24 protein-coding genes are annotated in these 25249 nt (G+C 64.5%); 14 read left to right on the top strand and 10 right to left on the bottom strand.

The window, feature by feature from the left end; translation table 11 throughout:
* Positions 1-6: 6 nt before the first annotated feature.
* Positions 7-1659 carry an alkaline phosphatase D family protein gene (locus VF34_RS04505; protein WP_032375472.1) on the bottom strand — a complete coding sequence of 551 codons (1653 nt, stop codon included), beginning with the start codon at positions 1657-1659 and terminating at the stop codon, positions 7-9.
* Between the two features lie 127 nt (positions 1660-1786).
* Here VF34_RS04505 and VF34_RS04500 point away from each other — a divergent pair, with 127 nt between their 5' ends.
* Positions 1787-3259, top strand: a complete 1473-nt coding sequence (locus tag VF34_RS04500; protein WP_045840973.1) for a cryptochrome/photolyase family protein — start codon at positions 1787-1789, stop codon at positions 3257-3259.
* 279 nt (positions 3260-3538) lie between these two features.
* Complete coding sequence (locus VF34_RS04495) at positions 3539-4966, top strand: HNH endonuclease signature motif containing protein (protein ID WP_045840972.1); 1428 nt, start codon at positions 3539-3541, stop codon at positions 4964-4966.
* A gap of 160 nt (positions 4967-5126) precedes the next feature.
* Here the strand turns inward: VF34_RS04495 and VF34_RS04490 are convergent, their stop codons facing one another.
* Positions 5127-6188 (bottom strand): iron-siderophore ABC transporter substrate-binding protein, encoded by a 1062-nt coding sequence (locus tag VF34_RS04490; protein ID WP_045840971.1) that lies wholly within the window; start codon positions 6186-6188, stop codon positions 5127-5129.
* Between the two features lie 101 nt (positions 6189-6289).
* Between VF34_RS04490 and VF34_RS04485 the strand changes: the two genes are divergently transcribed.
* Together VF34_RS04485 and VF34_RS04480 are read left to right on the top strand one after the other, a co-directional pair.
* A complete protein-coding gene (locus tag VF34_RS04485) occupies positions 6290-7114 on the top strand; it encodes an SDR family NAD(P)-dependent oxidoreductase (RefSeq protein WP_032375475.1) in 825 nt (274 codons plus the stop codon).
* Entirely contained in the window at positions 7111-7605 is a 495-nt protein-coding gene (locus VF34_RS04480) for an SRPBCC family protein (protein ID WP_032375476.1), read from the top strand. Before VF34_RS04485 ends, VF34_RS04480 begins: the two co-directional genes overlap by 4 nt.
* Before the next feature lie 3 nt (positions 7606-7608).
* Here VF34_RS04480 and VF34_RS04475 read toward each other — a convergent pair whose 3' ends face one another.
* Positions 7609-8118 carry a mycothiol transferase gene (locus tag VF34_RS04475; RefSeq protein ID WP_032364903.1) on the bottom strand — a complete coding sequence of 170 codons (510 nt, stop codon included), beginning with the start codon at positions 8116-8118 and terminating at the stop codon, positions 7609-7611.
* 97 nt (positions 8119-8215) lie between these two features.
* Between VF34_RS04475 and VF34_RS04470 the strand changes: the two genes are divergently transcribed.
* Positions 8216-9250 carry an NADPH:quinone reductase gene (locus VF34_RS04470; protein ID WP_032375477.1) on the top strand — a complete coding sequence of 345 codons (1035 nt, stop codon included), beginning with the start codon at positions 8216-8218 and terminating at the stop codon, positions 9248-9250.
* A gap of 1 nt (position 9251) precedes the next feature.
* On the opposite strand, the gene VF34_RS04465 is transcribed toward VF34_RS04470, so the two are convergent.
* The gene (locus VF34_RS04465; protein ID WP_027497985.1) at positions 9252-9725 is read right to left on the bottom strand and encodes a phosphoribosyltransferase; all 474 of its coding nucleotides are present in this window, start codon (positions 9723-9725) and stop codon (positions 9252-9254) included.
* 84 nt (positions 9726-9809) lie between these two features.
* On the opposite strand from VF34_RS04465, the gene VF34_RS04460 reads away from it, so the two are divergent.
* The 3 genes from VF34_RS04460 to VF34_RS04450 all read left to right on the top strand — a co-directional run bounded on the left by VF34_RS04460 (position 9810) and on the right by VF34_RS04450 (position 12504).
* Complete coding sequence (locus VF34_RS04460) at positions 9810-10478, top strand: class I SAM-dependent methyltransferase (RefSeq protein WP_080733431.1); 669 nt, start codon at positions 9810-9812, stop codon at positions 10476-10478.
* Positions 10479-10488: 10 nt separating this feature from the next.
* The gene (locus tag VF34_RS04455; RefSeq protein WP_032375478.1) at positions 10489-10851 is read left to right on the top strand and encodes a VanZ family protein; all 363 of its coding nucleotides are present in this window, start codon (positions 10489-10491) and stop codon (positions 10849-10851) included.
* Positions 10852-11004: 153 nt separating this feature from the next.
* Positions 11005-12504 carry a stealth family protein gene (locus VF34_RS04450; protein WP_027497987.1) on the top strand — a complete coding sequence of 500 codons (1500 nt, stop codon included), beginning with the start codon at positions 11005-11007 and terminating at the stop codon, positions 12502-12504.
* On the opposite strand, the gene VF34_RS04445 is transcribed toward VF34_RS04450, so the two are convergent.
* On the bottom strand, positions 12501-13412 hold the full coding sequence (locus tag VF34_RS04445) for a phosphodiesterase (protein ID WP_027497988.1): 912 nt from the start codon (positions 13410-13412) through the stop codon (positions 12501-12503). The two genes, VF34_RS04450 and VF34_RS04445, sit on opposite strands and share 4 nt — an antisense overlap.
* Before the next feature lie 158 nt (positions 13413-13570).
* Between VF34_RS04445 and VF34_RS04440 the strand changes: the two genes are divergently transcribed.
* A complete protein-coding gene (locus VF34_RS04440; protein WP_032375544.1) occupies positions 13571-14380 on the top strand; it encodes an alpha/beta hydrolase in 810 nt (269 codons plus the stop codon).
* Positions 14381-14449: 69 nt separating this feature from the next.
* Here VF34_RS04440 and VF34_RS04435 read toward each other — a convergent pair whose 3' ends face one another.
* Together VF34_RS04435 and VF34_RS04430 are read right to left on the bottom strand one after the other, a co-directional pair.
* Positions 14450-15577 carry an acyl-CoA dehydrogenase family protein gene (locus VF34_RS04435; RefSeq protein ID WP_032375479.1) on the bottom strand — a complete coding sequence of 376 codons (1128 nt, stop codon included), beginning with the start codon at positions 15575-15577 and terminating at the stop codon, positions 14450-14452.
* 16 nt (positions 15578-15593) lie between these two features.
* Positions 15594-16769 carry an acyl-CoA dehydrogenase family protein gene (locus VF34_RS04430; protein ID WP_027497991.1) on the bottom strand — a complete coding sequence of 392 codons (1176 nt, stop codon included), beginning with the start codon at positions 16767-16769 and terminating at the stop codon, positions 15594-15596.
* A gap of 78 nt (positions 16770-16847) precedes the next feature.
* Here VF34_RS04430 and VF34_RS04425 point away from each other — a divergent pair, with 78 nt between their 5' ends.
* The 5 genes from VF34_RS04425 (at position 16848) to VF34_RS04400 (ending at position 21589) form a co-directional block, all read left to right on the top strand.
* On the top strand, positions 16848-17402 hold the full coding sequence (locus tag VF34_RS04425) for a histidine phosphatase family protein (RefSeq protein ID WP_027497992.1): 555 nt from the start codon (positions 16848-16850) through the stop codon (positions 17400-17402).
* A 14-nt stretch (positions 17403-17416) separates the two neighbouring features.
* Positions 17417-17899: a RidA family protein gene (locus VF34_RS04420; RefSeq protein WP_032371653.1), complete on the top strand. Its 483-nt coding sequence runs from the start codon at positions 17417-17419 to the stop codon at positions 17897-17899.
* Positions 17900-17938: 39 nt separating this feature from the next.
* On the top strand, positions 17939-19429 hold the full coding sequence (locus VF34_RS24505; protein ID WP_080733432.1) for an ABC transporter permease subunit: 1491 nt from the start codon (positions 17939-17941) through the stop codon (positions 19427-19429).
* Entirely contained in the window at positions 19426-20172 is a 747-nt protein-coding gene (locus VF34_RS04405; protein ID WP_027497994.1) for an amino acid ABC transporter ATP-binding protein, read from the top strand. Before VF34_RS24505 ends, VF34_RS04405 begins: the two co-directional genes overlap by 4 nt.
* A 358-nt stretch (positions 20173-20530) precedes the next feature.
* Positions 20531-21589 (top strand): IS110 family RNA-guided transposase, encoded by a 1059-nt coding sequence (locus tag VF34_RS04400; protein WP_032375837.1) that lies wholly within the window; start codon positions 20531-20533, stop codon positions 21587-21589.
* Between the two features lie 34 nt (positions 21590-21623).
* On the opposite strand, the gene VF34_RS04395 is transcribed toward VF34_RS04400, so the two are convergent.
* The 3 genes from VF34_RS04395 to VF34_RS04385 are packed head-to-tail and all read right to left on the bottom strand — an operon-like array spanning position 21624 to position 25197.
* Entirely contained in the window at positions 21624-23690 is a 2067-nt protein-coding gene (locus VF34_RS04395) for a xanthine dehydrogenase family protein molybdopterin-binding subunit (protein ID WP_032375184.1), read from the bottom strand.
* Complete coding sequence (locus VF34_RS04390; RefSeq protein WP_032375183.1) at positions 23687-24700, bottom strand: FAD binding domain-containing protein; 1014 nt, start codon at positions 24698-24700, stop codon at positions 23687-23689. The genes VF34_RS04395 and VF34_RS04390 overlap by 4 nt, the downstream gene beginning before the upstream one ends.
* Positions 24697-25197, bottom strand: a complete 501-nt coding sequence (locus tag VF34_RS04385; protein ID WP_027497997.1) for a 2Fe-2S iron-sulfur cluster-binding protein — start codon at positions 25195-25197, stop codon at positions 24697-24699. Before VF34_RS04385 ends, VF34_RS04390 begins: the two co-directional genes overlap by 4 nt.
* Positions 25198-25249 lie beyond the last annotated feature (52 nt).

The raw sequence follows: 25249 nt of genomic DNA, 5'->3' as shown, positions 1-25249 counted from the left end.
GGCGGGTCAGCCCAGTGGCGGTGCCGCCGCCCGAAGCCGCTGGGTGCCGGAGTCGACGGTGAAGCCCGCTCCCCAGTACACGCCGGTCCGCGGATCCTCCTTGGCGGTGAGGAACCAGTGGTCCATCCGAGCCGCCGTCTTGGTGACCTCGAAGACGCCGAAACCGTGACTGTCGAGGTCGACGAACTTCACGTGCTGGTTGAGCGCCTTGAACGCTTCCTCGGCGACCCGGCCCAGCGTGTGCGGCGGAGTGTGCGTCAGATCGTCGATGTTGGCCGAGCTCACCGAGGTGACGACGAGCTCGGTGGCAGCCGGTTCCGTCGTTGCGTAGTGCGCTGCGTCGAGGGGTACCTCGCAGGCCCAAGCGGAGTGGATGTCGCCGGTGATGAAGACGGTGTTGTCGACGCCTGCGTCCACGATGGCACCGAGCAGCTTGCGGCGGTCGGCCGTGTATCCGTCCCAGGGATCTGCGTTGTAGGGCAAGCCGCCCTCCGGGATTCCGAGGAGCGAGGTGACGGCCCTGGCTGCGTCTCGATCGAGCGGTGGGATCAGAGTGGGCGTGATCATCACCGGGTTGCCGACGATCTTCCACTGCGTCGGCGACGAGACGATGCCGTCGGTGAGCCACTGCATCTGCTCGGCACCGGTGATGGTGCGGTTCGGTGAATCGACCTCGGGGCCGTTGAACGGCAACACCTGCTGCGAGCGGTAGGTGCGCAGGTCCAGCATCGAGAGTTCGAGCAAGTTGCCGAACCGCAGCCTGCGGTACAGGTGACGGTTGGTGGCAGTGCCTGCTGCGCGGACCGGCATCCACTCGTAGTAGGCCTTCTCGGAGTTGGCCCTACGCGTGTACCAATCGCCCTCGGTGGCCGGCGTGTGGTTCTCGGCACCGCCGTCGTAGGCGTCGTTGGCCGACTCGTGGTCGTCCCACGTGCAGATCCACGGCACGTCGACGTGCGCTGCTTGCAGATCCGGGTCGGACTTGTACTGACCGTGACGCTGGCGGTAGTCGGCAAGGGTGACGATCTCGTGGGTGGGCGAATGCTGTCGGACGACGCCGTCGCGCCCCGGAAAGCCGCCCGTCTCGTACTCGTAGATGTAGTCGCCGAGATGGACGATGGCGTCGAGGTCTCCCCTGGCTGCCAGGTGGCGATAGGAACCGAAGTAGCCCGATTCCCAGTTGGAGCACGAGACGACGCCGAAACGCATCGCATCGATGTCGGCATCGTTGGCCGGGGCGGTGTGCGTGGTCCCGACGGCCGACGCCGCGTCGTTCGTGCGGAAATCGTAGAAGTACGTGGTGTCTGCGCTGAGGCCGTCGACGTCGACTTTCACGGTGTGATCGGTATCGGGGCCGGTGGAAACGGTTCCGGAGGCGACGACGCCACTCATGTCTACGTTCCGGGCGACGCGCCAGGTGACCGATACCTGCGGGCCGACGCCGGAGCCTGGGGTGGCGTCGGGCGTGGGGGTGATGCGGGTCCACAGAATGATCGCGTCGGGCAACGGATCTCCCGATGCCACCCCGTGCAGAAAGCCTCGGTCGCTGCCTTGGGCGTGGGCGACCGCGGGCAGTGTCGTGACGACTCCGGCCACGGCAACGGCCACCGACGACGAGCGAAGAAACGTTCTTCTGGACAGCGCAGAATCAGCGGGCATCGGGTCAGTCCATGCGATGGATCGTCGGTGGTCAAGTGAGGCGCGCCTGGGTCGGCCACAGTGTTCACCAGCCGGCCATGCTGCGGACGCTGGTTTGCCGTCGTCGCTGCGGGAGAACACTCCGAGAATGGACGCTCTGTGGTTGTTCGGTGATCAGCTCGGCCCGCACTTCCACTCCGTGGACGAGCATGCCGAGCGAGACGTGCTGATGATCGAGTCCCGGCGCGTGTTTCGACGCCGGCGATACCACCGACAGAAGCTCCATCTCGTGCTGTCGGGGATGCGTCATCTGGCCGACGAGCTGGGTGATCGCGTCACTTATCTGCAGACCGAGACGTATCGCGAAGCCCTGGCCGAGTACGGCAAGCCCGTGGTGGTGTTCGAGCCCACCTCGCATGCGGCGGAGATGTTTGTCGCTGCCTTGCACGAGGAGGGTCTGGTCTCGGAAATTCTGCCGACGCCGATGTTCGCGCTCCCCCGGGCCGAGTTCGCCGACTGGGCGGCCGAGCGCGGAACCTTTCGCATGGAGACGTTCTACCGCGAGCAGCGCAAAAGATTCGATGTGCTGATGGACGGTGCCGACCCAGTCTCTGTCAAATGGAACCTCGACGCCGAGAATCAGTCGCCACCCCCGAAGGGTCGGCTGACCCTGGGCGTGGAAGAACCGTGGTGGCCGACCGAGGATGCCATCGACGACGAGGTGCGTGCCGATCTCGATTCGTGGGAGCTGGACACAGTCGGAGTCGACGGGCCACGAGTGTTCGCGGTAACTGCCTCCGAGGCCTCGGAAGCGTTGTCGCACTTCATCGATTACCGCTTGGACGACTTCGGCAAATACGAGGACGCAGTGATGGCCGACGACTGGACGATGTCGCACTCGCTGTTGTCGGTCCCGCTCAACCTCGGTCTGCTGCAACCGTTGGACGTGGCGCACGCCGCCGAGGACGCCCATCGCGACGGCACCCCGCTGGCGAGCGTGGAGGGTTTCGTTCGGCAGATCCTCGGCTGGCGCGAATACGTGTGGCACCTCTACTGGCATATGGGGCCGGAGTACCTCGAACGGAACAAACTCGAAGCCCATGAGCCACTACCGGATTGGCTTCTCGAGTTGGACGGCGATGCGGTGGTGGCGAAATGCCTCTCCAGTACCGTCGACGGCGTACGCGACCGCGGCTGGGTGCACCACATTCCGCGGCTGATGATCCTGGGAAACTTTGCGCTGCAACATGCCTGGGACCCACGAGCGCTGACCGAGTGGTTCGCGACGGCTTTCGTCGACGGGTTCGCCTGGGTGATGCCGGTGAACGTCATCGGCATGAGCCAGCACGCGGACGGCGGAGTGATCGCCACCAAGCCCTACGCTTCGGGTGGGGCGTACCTGAACCGCATGACCGACTACTGCGGCACATGCGAATTCAATCCGAAAAAGAGGCTGGGTGACGACGCCTGCCCCTTCACCGCCGGCTACTGGGCCTTCGTCCACCGACACCGCGAGATGCTGGCACTGAACCACCGCACCGCGCGACAGGTGTCGTCGATGAACCGATTGAACGACCTCGAGCAGGTGCTGGAACAGGAACGTCAACGCGAGGTGTACTGACGCGCCCCGGCAAATTGTGCACGGCCGGACCCTGTCGAGTGGTCTCTGTTGGTATCGACTGCGCAACGCGCACCACTATTACTGAGGCGCTGACACGGGAGCCGGCCGTGTTCCACAGCTCCTGTCGCCGCAGAATGGCGGTCTGGTGCGATCGTCGGGGAGATCGAGCCTCTACCACGGACCACTGACAGGTTCCGTATCCCGAATCCTTCTGCACAGCAATAGTTTTCGATTGCACCATCATTGCGCATCGAACACCCGTTCGATACACTTCTTCCTATGACCACGGAGATCTGGCAACTGAGCGAAGCAGAACTGCTCGCCGACGCTGCCGCGGTCTCCCACGACATCCAACTGCTCGAAGCACGGCGGATTGCTCTGGTCGCCGACATCGACACCCGCGTGAGCCGGGAGAAGCTCGGCTTCCCCGGGCCCGCCGGTTGGCTCACCTCCACCACCCTGCTCACCCCGAGCAAAGCGAACAAGATCGTGGCCCTCGCTCGCGGGTTGAAGAACTTCCCCGACATCGCCGACGCCGTGAACACCGGCGTCATGTCCGTCGACCACGCCGCCCTGATCCTCACCTTCGCCGAAACACCCCCGAAAAACCTCCCCCAAGAGGGCCGCGATCTCGCTCGTAAAGCCATGATCACCGCAGCAACCGGGCCCGGGGCACGCACCGACAACATCCGCGAAGCGATCACCAAACTCGAAGACACCTACGGCAGCGACAAGCCGCCCCCTGAGGACACCGACCGAAACGAACTGTTCGCATCGAAAACCCTCAACCAACGCCTGTGCCTCAAGGCCGACTTCGATGCCGTCACCGCGGAAAAGCTCTTCACCGCACTCTCACCGCTGACCGAACCTCGACCCGCAGCCGACGGCACCCCCGACGAACGCAGTCCTGCGAGGCGACGCGCCGACGCATTCGGGCAGATCCTCGACCACTACCTCGCCTCCAGTGACCGCCCCACCGAAGGCGGCGAAAGACCCCACATCAACCTCCACATCCGGTTGCAGGACCTCCAGAGCCTGGCCAGCCAGAGCAGTGACGACATCACCGACGACGAAACCACCCGCGCTGCAGCAGAATCCGACAACGCCGATCCAGCCAACCCGGTGGACATCGACGCCGGCAACCCGATCCACTCCGACCCAATACACTCCGACCCGACCGAGTCGGACGCGGCGAATGAACTCGAGACCGACAGCGCTGCCGGACCGAGCCCGGATCGCGGCGCGTATCGCGACTTGTTCGGTGACGGCACGTCGGTCGGGTGGCTACCGTGGATGGGACCCCTCTCCCGCAACACCTCTCGCCAACTGGCCTGCGATTGCCTTCTCACCGCCATCGTCATGGACGAGAACGGCAACCCACTCAACCTCGCCCGCACCGCCCGTACCGTCACCGCGAAACAGAAACGCGCCTTGACTGCACGCGATCACGGTTGCGCGTTCCCCGGCTGCGGAAAACCCGCCGCCTGGACCGAAGGCCACCACATCTGGCACTGGGCCGACGGCGGCCCCACCGACATGAACAACCTCGTCCTGCTGTGCGGATTCCACCACCGACTCATCCACCACAGCGACTGGGAAGTGTTCATCGGCACCGATCAGCACCCCTGGTTCGTACCCCCGGCCACCGTCGACCCCTACCGACAACCCAGGCCATCCCACGCCCGAGCAGGCCCCCACATCGCATAGAGACGCGCGAAAACAATCCAGCCCCGCACCGAGAACACGGTGCGGGGCTGGAAGAGATTGCTCAACAGATTGATTCGAGTAGACCACCGTGGGCTTTCTGCACCGTCTGCGGGTCTGGGACTCGATGGGGTCGAGATCAACCGTCTCTTCTACGCTCCGCTCAATTGGTCGAAGACATGCCGGCGTCGAGCTTCGCGACAGCCTCGTCGATCATCGGCACGTAGCGCTCGAGTGCCCACGGCACTGTCAGCGGGTTGATGATCGACGACCCGGTGACGAAGGACTGATCCGTCGGCGCAACGACCGACCCACGGGACACGGCCGGAATCTGCTTGTACGCAGGCTGATTCTCGGTGTCGGTGCGGTTCTGCGGATCGGAGTAGAAGGTGAAGATCAAGTCGGAATCGTTCAACAGATTCGCGTTCTCCAAGCCGATCACCGACGAGTCGGTGCCCTCGGTCTCGTCGAGCGTGTTCACCACCGGATCGACCTGCAGCCCGAGACCGCGGACCATCGCGACGCGCTGCTCGTCGGCGAGGAACACTCCGAGCGTTCCGGGGCCGGTGTTGTAGATGTACGAAAAACTCACGTCCGCGTACTCGGGGTGCTGGGCGGCAGCGTCGGCGAAGCGGTTCTCGATCTTGTCGATCTCCTCGGCCGCCTTCTGCTCCTCGCCCATGGCCTTGCCGATGACGGTGATCTGGTCCTGCCACGTCGTGGTCCACGGCTTCTCCTCGTATGCGACCACCGGGGCGAAGGCACTGAGCTTGTCGAACTGATCCTGCGTGACGCCCGACCACGGTGCCAGAATCAGATCCGGTTCGAGAGCCGCGACGGCCTCGATGTTCAATTCGGTTCCGCCCGTGAACTGCTGGGGAAGCTCGGCACCCAACTCGGTGACCGCGTCGTGCACCCACGGGAGGTAGCCGGTGTCGTCGGCACCCCAGGAATACTCCTCGACGCCCACCGGGACTGTACCCAGCGCAATCGCCGTCTCTGCCGAACCCTGCCCGAGCGTCACGATGCGCTCCGGCTTCTCGGTGATGATGGCCTGACCCAACGCCGAATCGATGGTGACGGCCGCGAAGTCGCTGCCCGCCTGTGGTTCCTCCGCGGTATCGGTACTCGAACACGCGCCGACCACAAGGGCCGACACCGTGAGCGCGGACAGCAGGGTTGCGCGGCGAGCAGTCCGTCGGCCGGTCGGTGAAACAAAGAACATGGTTACCTTTCGACAAGCAAAGGGAATTTAAAGTAACCCTAGGCTAACCTCTCATCCGGATTCAAATGCGCTGCACAGCGGGCGTTCGCTACGGTGGGGGCATGAGCCTTCCTCGCCCCGCACCCGACCGGACTGCCGTCGTGACCGGAGCGTCTTCCGGAATCGGTGCCGCAATCGCTCGCGAACTCGCCTCCCGAGGTCACGGAGTCACCCTCGTCGCCCGCCGCGCCGACAAGCTCGACGAGCTTGCGAACGAACTCCGCTCGCGGGGAGTTCGCGCCGAGGTGCTCGCAGCAGACCTGTCCGATCGCAGCGCCCGCGCCGAATTGCTCGGGCGCATCACCGAACTCGGACTGATACCGGACATCCTGGTGAACAACGCCGGGCTGTCGACGCTCGGCCCGGTCGTCGAATCCGACCCCGAAGCAGAGATGAACATGATCGAGGTCGACGTGGTTGCCGTCGCCGATCTCTGCACTCGCTTCCTCCCCGGCATGACCGAGCGACGACGCGGAGCTCTGCTGAACGTGGCCTCCACCGCCGCGTTCCAGCCGCTTCCCGGCCAGGCGGGCTACGGCGCATGCAAGGCGTTCGTTCTCTCCTACACCCAGTCTCTGACCGGAGAACTGCGCGGAACCGGCGTGACCGCCACCGCGCTGTGCCCAGGACCGGTGCAGACCGGTTTCGGCGAGGCCGCGGGCTTCGCGAAAGACGACGCCGAGAAGGCACTGCCATCGATCATGTGGGTGTCGGCAGAAACGGTGGCCAAGACCGCGGTCGACGACATGGACAAGGGACGGATGGTGTCGATCCCCGGGCCCGCCAACCGCATCGGATCGATCTTTGCCCAGATCACCCCGCGAACATTGTTGGTGCCCATGCTCACTCGTATTCATCCAGGCCTGAAGAACGGCGCATCCTCATGAGCCGCGAGTTCACGGTGTCCGACAGCGTCGTTGTCAACGCCGACGCCGACACCCTCTACGCTGCGATCAGCGACCCCACCAAGATGGGCCAGTGGAGTCCCGAAAATACCGGTGCCACTGTGCACGATCCCCGCGAGAGCGCCTACGTGGGAATGGTATTCGACGGAACCAACAAGCGCGGCCGGGCGAAGTGGATCACTCGCTGCACCGTGACCGCAGCCGACCCGGGCAAGACCTTCGAGTTCCGCGTCCACGCCATCGGTAAGAGCGCTCCGAAGATCAAGGGCGCTAACGCAACCTGGCGATACGACTTCGAGCCAGTCGCGGGCGGCACAAAGGTCACCGAAACCTGGACCGACGACAGAACAAAATGGCCCGATGCCCTGGCGCTCGTGTTCGACAAGATCGTCACCAGCGGCAAGACGTTCCCGCAGTTCCAGCGTCGCAACATCCGAAAGACGCTGGAGAACCTGCAGAAGCGTTACGCCTGACGACTATGCCTGCCGGGTGTACAGGCCGAGAACGTACGACGCCTGCCCGGCATGCTGAAGGTCGTCGGAGACCACGGACACCAGGCGCGCACCCAACGTGACCGGCGGATCCCAGTTCTCGTCGACGATTCGGTCCAGATCGTCGGTCGAGATACCGCTCAGGTACGCAACGGTTTTCGAGTGCACGGCGTCGTGGTATTCGCGCAACAACTCGGCGCTCGAGGTGACCCGAGCGACGTCGGAGGACGATTGGCCGTACCCGATGTCGGACTTGTCGAACGGCAATCCGAAACGCTCGAACCAAGAGTCCGACGTCCAGACCTGTTCGCTCCCGGCCACACCCGCGATGTGGTCGTCCTGCACCCTCGTCAGGTGCCACAGCAACCACGCGATGCTGTTGGCATCGGCGTCGGGCCGATAGGTCAACGCGGCAGCGGGGATGTCGTCCAACACCGAGTGAACGAGTTCCTTGATTCGACCGAATGCGTCGGTCAGCAGGTCGTTGTGGTTCATCGAGTACGCCTCTTTCGTCGAGCACTGATAGCCAGTCATGCATACCCCGATTGCCTCGAAGGGAACATCGGGGCCCTCCAGGCGCGTTGAACCCGGTATGACTTCTCCAGCAATTGTGTACACCCGCACCGGCGATTCGTCCGTCCTCGAACCGAAAGATCGCGAGGTGACCGACCCTGCCGCAGGCGAAGTGCGCGTGCGCGTCGTGGTCTCGGGCGTCAATCCGACGGACTGGAAGAACAGGACCGGTTCCGGACCGGGCGAGAAGCTGGCGTTCGACGAGGTGGTTCCGAACCAGGACGGTGCCGGAGTGATCGACGCCGTGGGCCCTGACGTCGAGGGGCTGGCCGTAGGAGATCGAGTCTGGGTGTACCTGGCCCAGCATCAGCGTCCGACCGGAACGGCGCAGAAGTTCACCAACCTTCCCGCATCACGAGTCGTTCCTCTCCCCGACGGCGTCAGCTTCGACGTCGGCGCGAGCCTCGGCGTACCCGCGATGACGGCACACCGCGCACTGACGGTGTCGGAGGACGGCCCGTCTCGCTTGCATCCCGGCGCGTTGGAAGGCAAGTCGGTACTCGTCGCCGGTGGTGCCGGTGCCGTCGGCCATGCCGCGATCCAATTGGCCCGCTGGGCAGGCGCGACCGTGGTGACGACCGTCAGCGGACCGGAGAAGGGCGCACTGGCCACCGCTGCCGGCGCGCACCACGTGGTGAACTACAAGACCGGAGACGCCGCCGCTGACATCCGCGAATTGGTGCCCGGCGGAATCGATCTGGTGGTCGAGGTCGCTCCCGCACAGAACGCCGCACTCAACGCGGCCGTGGGAGCGAACCGAGCCTCCGTAGCCGTCTACGCCAACAACGGCGGCGACACCATCACCCTCGACGTCCGGCCTAACATGGTGCTCAACACTCGCTACCAGTTCGTGCTGCTCTACACCGTGGGCGACGAGGCTCTGCGTAACGCCGAGGCGGACGTCAGCGCAGCGGCGGCAGCAGGCGTGCTGGAGGTGGGCGAAGCCACCGGCCTGCCACTGCACCGCTTCCCGCTGAGCGAGACCGCGGCCGCACACGACGCCGTGGAGAACGGAACCGTCGGCAAGGTGCTGATCGACGTCTCCAGCGAATAATTCAGGTGATGACCGGCAATGTGGACCACGGGAAATTGATCCACTTGTCGGTCTCTCGCCACGAGTAGTCCGGCTGCACAATGGTTCTGGGCTTGGTGTAGATCACGGCCGACCGCACGTCGGCCGTGTGCGCCTTCAGTAGATCGATCACCAGCGCCAGGGTGCGGCCGGAATCGGCGACGTCGTCGACGACGAGCAGCTTCTTGCCGACGATCGCGTCGGTATCCAGAAGTGGTTCGAGCACAACAGGATCGGGCAAAGTCTCTTCGATATCGGAGTAGAACTCGACGTTGAGGGTGCCGGCAGCCTTGACGCCCATGGCGTAGGAGATGGCACCGGCAGGGATGAGTCCGCCGCGGGCGATCGCGATGACGATGTCCGGAACGAACCCGTCGCCCACGATCTTCTTCGTCAGATCGCGCGAGGCGTCTCCGAAGGTCTCCCACGTCAGTACTTCGCGTTCCGGTTCGGTCATGACGGATTACCTTACCCAAAACTGATTTTTGCCGAATGAGCAAATTTGTTTGCGCTCACGGACGACAGCGGGCAGTCTCGAACCATGGCCGACCACACACCTGCTCACACGCATCCCGCCGACCCGACCCACCCAGAACCCGATTTCGAGAACGGCGCCTTCGACGAATCGTTCTGGGACAACCTCTACAACCAACGCACCACCATCTGGAGCGGAAATCCCAACGCCGTGTTGGTACAGGAAGCGTCCGAGCTGATTCCGGGCCGCGCCCTGGACATCGGCTGCGGTGAAGGTGCCGACTCACTCTGGCTGGCCGGCGAAGGATGGAACGTGACCGGCGTCGACATCTCCGATGTGGCCCTGGGCCGCGCTCGCGCCGCACAGCAGGCACTCGGGCCACAGACGCTCGCGGTGGATTGGCGTCAGGAAGACGTACTGGACTGGACTCCCCCGGCCGCGGCGTTCGATCTGGTGTCGGTGCACTTCTTGCAGGTGCCGCCGAACGAATTGGAACTGACCACCCGCAGGTTCGCCGCGGCGGTCGCGCCGAAGGGCCGTCTACTGATCGTCGGGCACAGTCCCAGCGACAGCCACGCCTCGCAGCATCCGGCCAAGCACCGACTGTTCGCACCGGAACCGGTCGTCGCTGCGGCGGGCGACGGGTTCGAGGTGATCCACGCCGAACACCGCACCCGGACGACGCCGGACGGCGACGAGCGAATCGACACAGTGGTGGTGCTGCAGCGCCGGTAAACTCTTCGCAGTGATCTCGCAGTCGACGTACCGAATTCCCCTGGCCGTCACGTTCGTCGTCGCGCTGATCGTTCTCTTCACCCCCGCGTCCGGGGTGCCGTCCGGCTTTCAGCACAGCGACAAGATCATTCATTGCATCCTGTTCGCTGCTCTCGCCTACACCTCCCGACTCGCCGGCGTCGGCTGGGTCAGCACCGCACTGTGGGTGTCGGCGTTCGCAGTGGTGTCGGAGTTCCTGCAGGCGCTCCTGCCGCTCGGTCGCTCCGGATCGGCGGCCGACGCACTCGCCGACGCCGTCGGTATCGCACTGGGCCTGGTCGCAGCGAGCAGGGTTCTACCGCAGCGCGTCCGAAAGGCACCGCACCTGCACTAGACTGAGACGGCACCGGGGTTCCTCGGCCAGCGCGAACACTCCGGAAGGAACGTCATCACCTCGTCTTCTGCCCCGCACGATATCTACCTCGTTCCACCGGAGCACGAGACCAACGATGCCGTCACCCGAGAATCCGCCGCCGCCGCCGCGCGCTTGAGCGAACGGTCCGACGTCGTCAGCCACGACGGCCGTTACGCACTGACCATCACCTCGACCACCCCGCACCAGGCGATGGTCGAAGATCTGCTGTTCGTGCGCGCCGTGCTCGACGCCGCGCGGATCAAGTACCTACTGGTGCGTGGCAACGACGAGCGTCCCGTCATCGCCATAGAACTGGCCGCTCGCGAGGCATTGACCACGGCGCTGGTGCATGCCTGCCGCGCCGAGCCGTTCTACTCCAAGACCGTCGACGCCCGCGGAAAAGCGGTACTGGTAGCCGACGGCACCTTGTCGCCGTCGTCGAACGCGCGCATCGTGCGGCTCTACCGTCCACGTGTCGAGCCGTTCAGCGGGCTCTACTACGGCGCATCGACCGCGGTGCAGATCGAGCTGTGGTCGTTCTCACCGTCCGAGATCGTGCTGCCGATCGAGAACTCGCTCACGCGCCGCAACATTCGGCCCGACGAGGCCGTCCGCGGCACCGTCGAGCGCTTCGGCCGAACCTGGCCGACCATCGAGAACATGTTCGCCGACCACGCGTCGGACATCAATTTCGACATCGACATCGTGTTCTCGTGGGTCGACGGTTCGTCCGCGGAATTCCAGGCCCAACGCGCTCGTCGGATGGCGAACTACGTCGTCGGCGAGGGCGACGATTCGGCCGCCCGGTACCGGCAGATCGACGAGCTGAAGTACGCACTGCGGTCGATTCACCTGTACGCGCCGTGGATCAGGCGCATCTTCGTTGCCACCGACTCACCGAGGCCGGCGTGGCTCGCCGACCATCCCAAGGTGACGTTCGTGCCGAGCGAGGCGTTCTTCGTCGATACCTCCGTACTGCCGACGCACAATTCGCAGGCCGTCGAATGCCAGCTGCACCACATCCCCGGGTTGTCCGAGCACTTCCTGTACTCGAACGACGACATGTTCTTCGGTCGCCCCGTCAGCCCGTCGATGTTCTTCTCCCCCGGCGGAATCAGCATGTTCATCGAGGCGACGACGCGAATCGGATTGGGCTACAGCGACGCCGACCGCAGCGGCTTCGAGAACGCGGCACGCGTGAACCGTCGGATCCTGCAGGACCGCTTCGGGATGACAACCACCCGGCACCTCGAGCATGCGGCAACGCCGTTGCGCCGCAGCGTGATGCAGGAAATGGAGAACGAGTTCCCCGACGAGTTCGCCTCCACCGCTGCCAGTGCATTCCGCGCGAGTACGAACATCTCGGTCACGAATTCGCTGTACCACTACTACGCGCTGATGAGCGGACGCGCCGTGGTCCAGAAGGACGCGAAGGTCCGGTACATCGACACCACGTCCGTCGCGGGTCTCGAGTTGATGGAGAAGCTGCTGCCCAAGCGATCGGTCGACTTCTTCTGCCTCAACGACGGCAGCTTCCCGGAGGTCGACCTCGATCTGCGCACGCGCACCGTGACGCAGTTCCTGGACAAGTACTTCCCCATCGTCGCGCCGTGGGAACGCACCCAGAACTAGGCGTCGCTGAACAACTTCCGACGGGCGCTGTCGGCAATGGTCACTCCCGCTGCATCGAGCCGACGCGCGGTCTCCTCTGCCGACACTGCCTCTCCCACAGTGTCGTACGAGCCCGTCGGTACCACCGAATGGACGACGGTGTCGTCGTAGAGGTGAACCAGGTTGTAGCCCTGGGCTCCGTCGCGACCGCGTAACCCGCCGGCGGGGACGTTGAGATCCTGGGTGTAGCACGTGGCCGACGCGACCGAGACGGGAATGCCCGCGAACGTCGCTGTCGTCGAATAGTGCAGATGCCCTGCGAGTATCGATCGCACGTCGCTGCCGCGCAGTACGTCCGCCAAGCGCGGCTGATCGATGAGCTCGACCAGAACTGCGAGATCGAGCACGGTCGGTACCGGCGGGTGGTGCATCGCCAGAATCGTGCCGAACTCGGCAGGGGTTGCGAGAGTGTCTGCGAGCCAAGCCAATTGCTCGTCGGCGAGCTCACCGTGATGCTTTCCGGGGACCGTCGTATCCAAGGTGACGATGCGAAGACCGTCGACGTCGTGCACGCGATCGATGGACTGCCCGCTCGGTTCCGCGTCGAGCAGGGTCCGACGGAACGTCGCGCGGTCGTCGTGATTGCCCATCGCCCAGACGATCTGCGCGCCGAGCTCCTCGGCCACCGGCTCGACCAGAGCGCGGAGCTTCTCGTAGGCACCCGCCTCGCCCTTGTCCGTCAGATCACCGGTGAACACCAACGCATCGGGCCGCACCCCCGAGTTCCGAACATCGGTCATCACTTGTTCGAGCCGCAACTCACTGTCCACGCCGCCGTACAAGCGACCGCCGCCGTCGACGAGATGCGTGTCGCTGATGTGCAACAAGCAGTGATGGGGACGTGGGTACTCGGCCATCCGAGACTTCATCGAACTCTCGCTCACGATCGGACCTACCGTTTCACGATCACCCGGTCGGGCGAACGCCACTGCCACAAGCCAAGCATACGAGCGTTCACTGAGAAAAAGCTGGTCGAATCCGGACGGTGAACACCGTGGAAACTCCTGGCGTGTGGCAGGTTGAGAACATGACGTCTTCCAAGTGGACCTCCCTGCTCGCAGCCGCGGCACTGACCGTGGGCACGATGCTCGGGATCGGGGTGGCTCCGGCCGCTGCGCAGGGCCTGCCGACCGTTGTCCTCGTGCACGGTGCCTTCGCCGACAGCACCAGCTGGGACGGTGTCGCGGCCAACTTACGCGGCCGCGGCTACCCCGTCGTCACCGCCGAGAACTCACTGCGCGGCCCCGCGATCGATGCGGCCTCGGTGACCGACGTCGTCGAGAACATCGACGGGCCCGTGGTGCTGGTCGGCCATTCCTACGGCGGCACGGTGATCAGCAACGTGCACGCGGACAACGTGGAGGCTCTGGTCTACGTCGCGGCGTTCATGCCGGTCGAAGGCGAACCCGTCGCCCTCGAACTCGACCCGTTCCGATTCCCCGTGACGGCTCTGGTCCCACCCGTGATCGGGCTGTCGATCGTCGACGATTCGACCAACCTGATCGGCAAGAACGTCGACTCGTACATCACGCCCGCGCTGTTCCGTCCGTTCTTCGCCCCCGACGTCACCGAGGAGCAGGCCGCCCGCATGGCCGCTCACCAGAAGACCATCGCTGCCGGTGCCTTGCTCGAACCGAGCGGTCCGCCGTCCTGGGCGCACACCCCGTCGTGGGCGCTGATCCCCCAGCAGGATCAGATCATCCCGACCTCTGCCGAGCGGTTCATGGCGCAGCGGGCCGGGGCCCGGGTGACCGAGGTTCCGGGCTCGCACGCGATTCTGGTTTCCAACCCCGCAGCTGTGGCCGACCTTGTGGTACAGGCGGATTCGGGTAGCTGACGCGTCCGAGAGACGAGAACGGGCCCGACCACCTGGACGAGGTGGCCGGGCCCGTGTCCTTCTACCGGATCAGATTCCGATGAGGTCGTGATCGCCGACCTTGTCCGACAGGATGCGCAGGTGCTCGTCGGCCCCACCGAGAGTGTGCTCGATGGCCACGAGCCGACTGGTGTAGTGCCCGACGGGATATTCGGCCGTGACGCCGATTCCGCCGTGCAGCTGAATTGCCTCCTGGCCGATCTTGCGACCGGAACGCGAGATCTGCAGCTTGGCGCGCGAGGCGATGGTCGTGTCGACATTGCCGTCCGCCAACGACATCGTGGCGTAGAGGCTCATGCTGCGGGCCAGCTCGAGTAGCACGTACATGTCCGCCGCACGGAAGGTGAGCGCCTGGAACTTGGCCAGCGGAACCCCGAACTGCTTGCGCTGCTTGAGGTAATCGGTGGTCAGCCGCAGCGCCTCCTCCATTGCTCCCACTGCCTCGGCACACAGTGCGGCCTGTGCGCGCACCTCGGCACCGGTGATCGCAGCGGCTGCGTTCTCGGCCGAACCCAGCGGTTCTGCAGCAACGTCGGAGAATTCGATCTGCGCGGCGCGCTGCCCGTCGTGGGTGGCGTACGACTTGCGGGTCAGCCCGGTCGCGTCGCCGTCGACGACGAACAATCCGGTTCCACCGCCGGGAAGCACGGCACTGACGACGATGACGTCAGCGCTGCCGCCGTGCGGAACCGGGTTCTTGACACCGCTGATCGACCACGATCCACCGTCCTCGGTCGCCGTGGTGGCGACCTCGACGTTGGGCCAGCGGCTGCCGGATTCGTTGTGCGCGAACGCCAACATCGACGAGCCCTCGGCCACGGGTGGCAGAAGTCGCTTGCGCTGATCGGCTGAGCCGAGCTCGGAGATGAGCCCGCCGGGCACCAGAACGGCGTCGAGAATGGGCTCCGGCGCGAGCCGTCGTCCGACCTCCGTCATGACCGCCATGATCTCCACGGGACCGGCGTCCATACCGCCGTCGTCCTCGCTGAACGTCAGACCCAGCAGACCGACCTCGGCCAGCTGCTTCCAGACGTCGGTGCTCCACCCCAGCTCACCGGCCACGATCTTGTTGCGCTTCTCGGTGTCGTAGGCGCGCGAGAGAACCTCACGGGTGGTGTCGCGCAGCAGTTTCTGCTCTTCGTTGAGTTCGAAATCCATGTCTTCAGATGCTCCCTTACAGTCCGAGAATCGCCGACGCGATGATGGTGCGCTGAACCTCGTTCGAGCCGCCGTAGATCGAGACCTTGCGATAGTTGAGGTAGTTCGGTACCGACCGCTGCGCCCAACCGTCGCTCTCGATGTCCTCGCCTGCCTCGTAGGGCAAGGAGTCCGGCCCGGCGATGTCCATCAGCAATTCGGTTGTGGTCTGCTGCAATTCGGAACCCCGCAGCTTCAGAATCGACGATGCCGGGTTCGGCTTGCCGTCGTCCGAGCTCGAGACCATCCGCAACTGGGTGAGCTCGAGGGCGAGCAGTTCGTTCTCCACCTCGGCCAGCTTGGCCGCGAACAGTGGATCCTCGAGCAGCGTCCCGGTGCCGACCTTCGTCTGCGCCGCGTGCTTCTTCGCCTGTCCCAGTCGAACTTTGGTGTGCCCGGCGCGGGCGACGCCGGTGCGCTCGTTGCCGAGCAGGAACTTCGCGTAGCTCCAGCCCTGGTTCTCCTCGCCCACGAGATTCTCGGCCGGGACGCGGACGTTGTCGAAGAACACCTCGTTGACCTCGACGCTGCCGTCGACCAGCTTGATGGGACGCATCTCGATGCCGGGGGTGTTCAGATCGATGAGCAGGAACGAAATTCCGGCCTGCTTCTTCGGTGCATCGGGGTTGGTGCGTACCAACGCGAAGATCCAGTCGGCGTACTGGCCGAGAGTGGTCCACGTCTTCTGGCCGTTGACGATGTAGTCGTCACCGTCCCGAATGGCGGTGGTACGCAACGAGGCGAGATCCGAACCGGCCTCGGGCTCGGAGAACCCCTGACACCACCAGATGTCGAGGTTCGCCGTCTTCGGCAGGAACTTCTCCTTGATCTCCTGCGACCCGAACGTCGCAATGACCGGGCCCACCATCGACGCGTTGAACGCCAGCGGCTCGGGTACCGAGGCCAGCTGCATTTCGTCGAGCCAGATGTGACGCTGGACCGCAGACCAGTCGCGGCCACCGAACTCCGCAGGCCAGTGCGGTACTGCCAGTCCGTTCTCGTTCAGGATTCGCATGGTCGTGACCACTTCGTCCTTGCTCAACTCCTGACCCGTCGCGTTCTTCTCGCGAATCTCGGCGGGGATCTTCGTGGTGAAGAACGTCCGCATCTCGTCGCGGAACGCGGCCTCTTCTTCTGTCAGGGCAAGATTCATCGACAATCCTCCGTGCTCGTTCGCTTATCTCGGTATCGACCGTACTCCCTGGTAACTCTGGGATATTCTCCGCTCACTATGACTTTTCTGGCGCTGGTTCGGCACGGTGAAACGAACTGGAATTTGCACGGCCGCCTGCAGGGCTCTTCGGACATCCCTCTCAACGACACCGGACGAGCTCAGGCCCGCGAGGCAGGCTACGAACTGGAGTTCCGTACGTGGGATCACCTGGTCAGTTCGCCACTGGTCAGAGCCGCAGAAACCGCCGACATCATCGGGACCCATCTCGGTCTGAACCGAACCGCCGAATTCCCGGATCTTGCCGAGCGTCACTTCGGTGACGCCGAGGGATTCACCGACTGGGACGCGTACTCGCATTGGCCGGACGGGCGATACCCGGGCCTCGAGCCACGATCGAATCTGATCGTCCGGGGCGTGCGAGCCGTCGACGAGATCGCCTCGCGCTACCCCGACTCCGCGGTGATCGCCGTGGCCCACGGTGGCGTCATACGAGCCATCTTCGACGCCATCCGTCGACGACACTCACCCCGCATACTCAACGCCGGTGTGTCCACACTCGAACACGACGGCACCCGATGGACGGTTCGCACCATCAACGGCGTTGCGGTCTGACAGGATTTTCGTCCATGGAGATCGAACGTCGCATCGCCGAACTCGGCTTCGAGCTGCCCGGTGAACCGAGCGCACCACCCGGATTCGAGTTCTCCTTCGATTGGGTTCGCGTGCGCGGCAACCGCGTCTTCGTCTCGGGTCATTCGCCGCTCGCACCGGACGGAACCCTCGCCGGTCCGTTCGGTGCGGTGCCGTCCGAAGTCGACCTCGACGCCGCCACCGACGCCGCGCGTGACACCGCCCTCGCGGTATTGGGCAGCCTCGCCCGTGCCATCGGAGATCTCGATCGAATCAGCGCGTGGCTGACCGTCACCGGCTCGGTCAACGCCGATCACGGCTTCACTCAGACCACCACCGTCGTCAACGGGTTCTCCGATCTGGTGTTGGCGATCTTCGGACCCGAGGTCGGTGCGCATGCGCGGACTGCGCTGGGAGCGGCCGCATTGCCGATGAACAACACCGTCGTCGTGTCAGCGGAACTGGAGATCGACGGGTAGGTTTTTCTCCACTCGTCATTACAGCGAAAGCAGGCCTAGATGGTGCGCAGATCCACTCTGGTTCTGGTCGCGATTCTGATCGGCATACTCGGATTGTCCGGGTGTAGTTCGTCGTCGCAATCCCTCCTGGACCGAGTGCGCGACGACGGTGTACTCGTCGTCGGCACCGAGGGCACGTACAGCCCGTTCAGTTATCAGGGCGGGGACGGCCAACTCACCGGCTACGACATCGACGTCATCAACGCGGTCGGCGACGAACTGGGCGTCCGCGTCGACTTCGTGCAAACCCCCTTCGACTCGATCTTCGCCGGCCTGCAATCGCAACGCTTCGACCTGATCGCGAACCAGGTGTCGATCACCCCCGCCCGGCAGTCGGCCTACGACCTGTCCAAGCCCTACACGGTGTCCGAAGGCCAGATTCTCACCGCCGCGAACAACACCACGATCACCTCGACAGCCGATCTGGCCGGCAAGACCACCGCCCAATCGTCGACGAGCAACTGGGCCGAGGTCGCTGCCGACGCGGGCGCGAACGTCGAGGCGGTCGAGGGATTCGTCCAAGCGGTGGCCCTCGTCAAGGACGGCCGGGTGGACGCCACCGTCAACGACTCGCTCGCCATCGCGGAATACCTGCAGCAGACCGGCGACACGGGAGTGCGGGTCTCCGGAAACACGGGCGACACGACGCTGCAGTCCTTCGTGGCCCGCAAGAACAGTGGCCTGATGGACGAGGTCGACGCGGCCATCGACACCCTCCGTGACAACGGCACCATCGCCGAGATCTCGAAGAAGTACTTCGGCAGCGACGTCGCGGCACCGACCGCCGACACCGCGGCACCGGTGAGCGAGGACGCAGGAACCACTGCGCCGTCGAAGATGCAGTTGGTACTCGACAACCTGTGGCCGATGCTCAAGGCGACGGTCACCATGACGATCCCGCTGACCGCCGTCAGTTTCGTTGTGGGACTGGTCATCGCGCTGGCCGTGGCACTCGCCCGGATCTCGTCGATCAAGCCCCTCGCCGCAGTGGCCCGGTTCTACGTCTCGATCATTCGCGGCACTCCCCTACTGCTGCAGCTGTTCATCATCTTCTACGGCCTGCCGCAGTTCGGCATCGTGATCTCGCCGTTTCCGGCGGCGGTCGTGGCGTTCTCGCTCAATGTCGGCGGCTACGCGGCCGAAGTCATTCGCGCTGCGATACTGAGCGTGCCCAAGGGCCAGTGGGAAGCCGCGCAGACGATCGGCATGGGATACCGAACCACGTTGCAGCGCATCGTGCTTCCGCAGGCACTGCGCACCGCCGTGCCGCCGCTGTCGAACACATTGATCTCGCTGGTCAAGGACACCTCGCTGGCATCGACCATCCTGGTGACCGAACTGCTGCGCGTCGCGCAGCTGGCGGCGGCTCCGACGTTCGACTTCTTCACGCTGTACTCCGTTGCCGCCCTGTACTACTGGGTGATCTGCATAATTCTCTCGTTCTTCCAAGGCAAACTCGAAGTCCGACTCGACAGGTACGTGGCGAAATGACAGACCTGCTGGAAGTATCCGCACTGAAGAAATCGTTCGGACCGATCGAAGTATTGAAGGACGTCTCGTTCACCGTGCCGTCGGGCACCGTCACCGTCATCATCGGGCCGTCCGGCTCCGGCAAGACCACAGTGCTGCGAACGCTCAATGCTCTCGACCGAGCCGATGCCGGCCTGATCCGCATCGGCGACGTGTCGGTCGACTTCGCCGAGCCCGTGGACGCCGCGCGACTGCGCCACTTCCGCGCGCAGAGCGGCATGGTGTTCCAGAGCCACAATCTGTTTCCTCACAAGACCGTGCTGCAGAACATCATCGAGGGACCGGTGATCGTCCAGAAACGGGCCAAGGACGACGCCACTCGCGACGCACACGCGATCCTCGACCAGATCGGTCTCGACGCCAAGTCCGATCAGTACCCGTTCCAGCTTTCCGGTGGCCAACAGCAACGCGTCGGAATCGCCCGAGCCCTCGCCTTACGCCCCAAGCTGATGCTGTTCGACGAGCCGACCTCCGCGCTCGATCCCGAACTGGTCGGCGAAGTACTGGGCGTAATCAAAGGCCTTGCCGCCGAAGGATGGACGATGGTGATCGTCACCCACGAGATCCGCTTCGCCCAGCAAGTGGCCGATCAGGTGTTGTTCCTCGAGAACGGAGTCGTCGTCGAACGCGGGACACCCGAGCAGGTTCTCGCGAACCCGACCGAGCCCCGTACCCGACAGTTCCTACAGCGAATCTTGGCGTAGAGGGGCTGCGCCCCCTTCTGTGAGTGGAGCCTGCGGAACGAATCCGTCGAGGCAGGTGAGTGGAGCCTGCGGAACGAATCCATCGAGGCATGTGAGTGGAACTTCGTAGCAGGGGTCGAGTTTCCACTCAGTGATACTGGAGTTGTTCGTCGAGGTGGAAGGTATGACTCGTTTCCGCTCTGACGCCGATGGCTGTCTTTCATGTGATGTGTCGGCCTTCGCCTCGACGGACATCGTTCACACGCGACCGGTGGGCGGAGTGACTTGATAGGAGCCTGACCAAAGAGTCCCGTCACTGTGTTGTCCGCCGTCCCGGCCGGTGCGTGGTCACCTGTCGAAGGGATAACCAGTGTCCAGCATGACCGAAAACCCACCCGATGTCAGCCTCGCCGTCATTGCAGGCATCGATACTCACAAAGACACCCACCACGCGGCGATCATCGACCACCTCGGCCGCAAAATCTGCGACCGAGAGTTCCCGGCAACCGGCGCCGGCTACCGCGCACTGCTGGCATGGTTGATCGGGACCGGCATCGTCGTCCGAGTCGGAATCGAAGGCACCGGAAGCTACGGCTCCGCGCTGACCACGGTCCTGCTCGCAGCGGGCCTCGAGGTCGTCGATGTCGACCGCACCGACCGCCGCTCGCGGCGCTTTCACGGCAAGTCCGATCCGCTCGATGCTTACAGTGCTGCTCGCATCGCTGCGGCCGGGCTGGCTCGCACGATTCCGAAGACCCACGACGGGGACGTCGAGGCGATTCGGTTCCTGCACAACGCTCGTCGCTCCGCGGTGAAAGCTCGCGCCGAGGCGATCACAGGTCTCAAATCTGCCGTCGTCAACGCGCCCGAACCGATTCGAGAACAGCTCCGGGGTCTGACAACAGTCGCATTGATCGACGCATGCGCAGCACTGCGGCCGACCGCCGTCACTCCAGGTGCACTGACCGCGGCGATCAAGACTGCACTGCGGTCGGTGGCGCGACGGATCCAGCTCCTCGACGCCGACATCAAAGCACTGGACAAAAATCTCGCAGTGCTCATCGACGATGCCGCCGAAGACCTCGTCGGCCGGTTCGGGGTGGGCTACGAAACAGCAGCACAGTTGCTGATCACCGTCGGTGACAACCCCCACCGCGTCAGCTCCGAAGCAGCATTCGCCAGCCTCTGCGGTGTCGCACCCCTACCCGCGTCCTCGGGCAAAACCACTCGCCATCGACTCAACCGCGGCGGCAACCGGCAGGCCAACCGAGCGTTGCACGTCATCGTCATGGCCCGCCTCAAATACGACACCCGCACCCAGCAATACCGCGACCGACGACTCGCTGAAGGCAAGAGCAAACGCGACATAATCCGCTGCCTCAAACGAGCCGTCGCCCGCGAAATGTTCCAACTTCTCACCCAGAAAACTGCCACTTGACACTCATAGGAGCATCACATGCGGCGACGACGCTCTAGAGGTGCGGTAGCACCTTGTCCAGGGTGATCGGTAGGTCGCGGACTCGGACGCCGGTGGCGTTGTAGACCGCATTGCCGATGGCTGCCGACGAGCCCACCGCACCGATCTCACCGATTCCCTTACCGCCCATCGGTGCGAGCTCGGTGTCGACCTCCTCGATCCACACGGCCTCGAGATCGGTGACGTCCGCACAGGCCGGGATGTGGTACTCGGCGAGGTCGTGGTTGGCGAAGCCGCCGAATTCGTGATCGACGACGCCGCTCTCCATCAACGCCATTCCGAGTCCGAACGTCATGCCGCCGATGAGCTGCGACCGGGCCAGTCGTGGATTCATCACCTTCCCGATGCCGAACACCCCCAGCATCCGGCGCACGCGTACTTCAGCGGTGTCGACGTCGACTGCCACCTCGGCGAACTGGGCACCGAACGCCATGCGCGCCAACTCTTTCTGGGCTTCGACGTCGTCGGTTGTATCGGCCTCGGCGGAGTTACCCGGCTGCAACGGTCCCTGGTCCCGCAACGCGGTGCAGACCTTGGTGACCGCCCAGCCCCAGGAGGAGGTGCCCGAGGATCCACCGGCACCGGGGGCCTTGGGCAGAGCGCTGTCGCCCAGTTCCAGTGTGACGGCATCCGCGTCGACCTCGAGCGCATCGGCGGCAATCTGTCGCAGCACGGTCCGCGCACCGGTTCCGATGTCGGATGCAGCGACGGACACCGTGATCGTGCCGTCCTGCTCGACGCGAGCCGCCGCGGTACTCGGCGAGATCAGCACCGGGTAACTCGCTGTGGCGACGCCCATTCCGAGCAGAGTGTTGCCTTCTCGGCGTCGGCCCGGCGTGGAGTCTCGACGATCCCAGCCGAACTTCTCGGCACCCTCGCGCAGGCACTGCACCACACTGCGGGAGCTGAACGGATTCCCACTCGCGGGATCGACGTCGGGTTCGTTGCGGATCCGGAGCTCGATCGGATCGATTCCGGTGGCCGTTGCCAATTCGTCGATCGCCGTCTCGACGGCAAACATGCCGGGTGCCTCACCCGGGGCTCGCATCCAGCGCGGGGTGCCGACATCCAGCGACGCGAGGCGATGCGTTGTGGCGCGGTTGGGCGAGGCATAGATGTGCCGGGTCGATTCCGACGTCTGCTCGCAGAACTCGAAGATCGTGCTGGTCTGCTGAAAGGAATCGTGAGCGATGGCCTGCAGCCTGCCACCCGAATCTGCACCGAGCCGAACGTGATTGAGGGTCGGGGTGCGGTATCCGACCACATCGAACAGGGCCTGCCTCGGCAGGACCAGCTTGACGGTCTTGCCGGTTGCTCGCGCCGCCATCGCAGCGAGAACCGCGTTGGGCCGTGTACTGCCTTTCGCTCCGAAGCCTCCGCCGACGTTCTCTGCGATCACACGAACGTTCTCGGGTTCGAGCCCGAACGCCGTGGCGAGATCGCCCTGAACGCCCGACGGTGCCTGCGTCGAATCCCAGACCGTCAGCACACCATCGGACCATTGCGCCGTGGTGGCGTGCGGTTCCATCGGACTGTTGTGCATCGGAGCCGTCGAGTACCAGTTGTCGACGACGTGCTCGGCCGTCGTCAATGCAGCGTCCGGATCACCGACCGTGACGTCGGTGGGGAACCCAGCGTTGACGGACTCGGGCGCATACAGCGAGCTGTGATCGGCGCTCAGGGTGTTGTCGGGTGAGCGAACGTCGGCGTAACGCACCTGTACTCGGGCGGCAGCCGCGCGGGCATCCTGGAGGGTTTCGGCCAGAACGACGGCCACGATCTGGCCGCGGTAAGCAACGGAATTCGATTGCAGCACATGTAGTTCCGCATCTTCCACGTCGCCCAACTTCTCGGCGTTGCCGTGCCACAGGAGCGCGTGGACCGACGGGCCCCCGTCAGCGAGTTCGACGTTCTCGACCGTCCCGACGGGAACCGTCGCGGGCACGTACCAGGCGTACACCTGGCCGGCGATCGGCGGCTGCTCGGCCGCGTAGCGCGCTCGGCCGGTGACCTTGTCGACGGACTCGGTGCGCTGAATCGACTGGCCGATCGATGCCGTCATGACCGATCTCCCAACTCTTCGTGTGTGCCCAGCTCTGCCAATTCCACCAGAGTGCGCGTCACCAGGTTTGTCACCAGCGGAACTTTGAAGGCGTTGTCTCGCAACGGCTCTGCTGCGTGCAGCTCCTCGGTGATCGCAGCCCGGAACGACGCCTCGTCGGGAGCGGTTCCGAGCAATGCATGTTCGGCGGTTCGGGCCCGCCACGGTCGGTGCGCAACGCCGCCCAGCGCGATCGACACCCCACGTACGATTCCGTCCTCGACGTCGAGCACAGCGCCGATCGACGCGACCGCGAACGCGTACGACTGCCTGTCCCGTACCTTCCGATACGTCGAGACAGTGCCGTCGGCAGCCTTCGGAATTTCGATGGCGGTGACGATCTCGTCTCGGGCGACAGTGTTGTCTCGCGTCGGATCATCGCCGGGCAATCGGTAGAACTCGTCCATCTCGAGTTTCCGTTCACCGTCGACTCCGCGAACGACGATGCGCGCGTCGAGAGCCGAAAGCGCAACGGCCATGTCGGACGGATGCGTCGCCACGCAGGCCTCCGACGCACCGAGAATGGCGAGGTTTCGATGCTCGCCGTTACGTGCCGGACAACCCGAATCGGGTTCGCGCTTGTTGCACGGCTTGGATGCGTCCATGAAGTAGACGCATCGGGTGCGCTGGAACAGGTTTCCACCGGTGGTGGCCATGTTGCGTAGCTGGCCCGAGGCCCCGGACAGCACTGCCCGCGAGAGCACCGGATACCGCTGGCGGACAACCGGATGCACCGCGAGATCACTGTTGGACACCCCGGATCCGATCCGCAACGCTCCGTCGTCGGCGACGTCGATGTCGTGCAGCGGCAATCGCGTGACATCGATCAACGCCGATGGTGCCGCCACACCCAGCTTCATCAGATCGACCAGATTGGTGCCGCCACCGAGCAACATCGCGTTCTCGTCCCCCGCCAGGCGTTCGAGAGCGTCGTCGACCGCAGTGGCGGTTCGATAATCGAATGTTTTCATGACGCGTCCTGCACTGCGGGAACGATGTTCGCGTACGCACCGCAGCGGCACAGGTTGCCGCTCATTCGCTCGCGCACTTCGCCGGAGTCGAGTTCGACATCGGTGGCCTCGAGGTCTTCCGTGACCGCACTGGGCCAGCCCTGTTTTGCCTCCTCGATCACCGCGACCGCCGAGCAGATCTGCCCGGACGTGCAGTACCCGCACTGAAAGGCGTCACGATCGACGAAAGCCTGCTGTACGGGATGCAGAGTGTCGCCGTCGGACAGTCCCTCGACGGTGGTGATCTCGCGCCCGACCTGCGCGACGGCGAACGTGAGGCAACTGTTGATTCGCCGGCCGTCGACCAGGACGGTGCAGGCACCACACTGACCGTGGTCGCACCCCTTCTTGGCCCCGACGAGATCCAGGTTCTCGCGAAGTGCGTCGAGCAGAGTGGATCGAGTGTCGCAGTCGATCTCACGATCGGTTCCGTTGACACGCAGAGTGACGTTGGTCATGCACGTGCGGATACCCGGGGCCTGAGCCATCAAACGCTCGAGCCGGCGGGTC

This window comes from Rhodococcus sp. PML026, from assembly GCF_000963615.1.
Classification (GTDB): domain Bacteria; phylum Actinomycetota; class Actinomycetes; order Mycobacteriales; family Mycobacteriaceae; genus Rhodococcoides; species Rhodococcoides fascians.
This window is presented reverse-complemented; position numbering and strand designations above follow the sequence as displayed.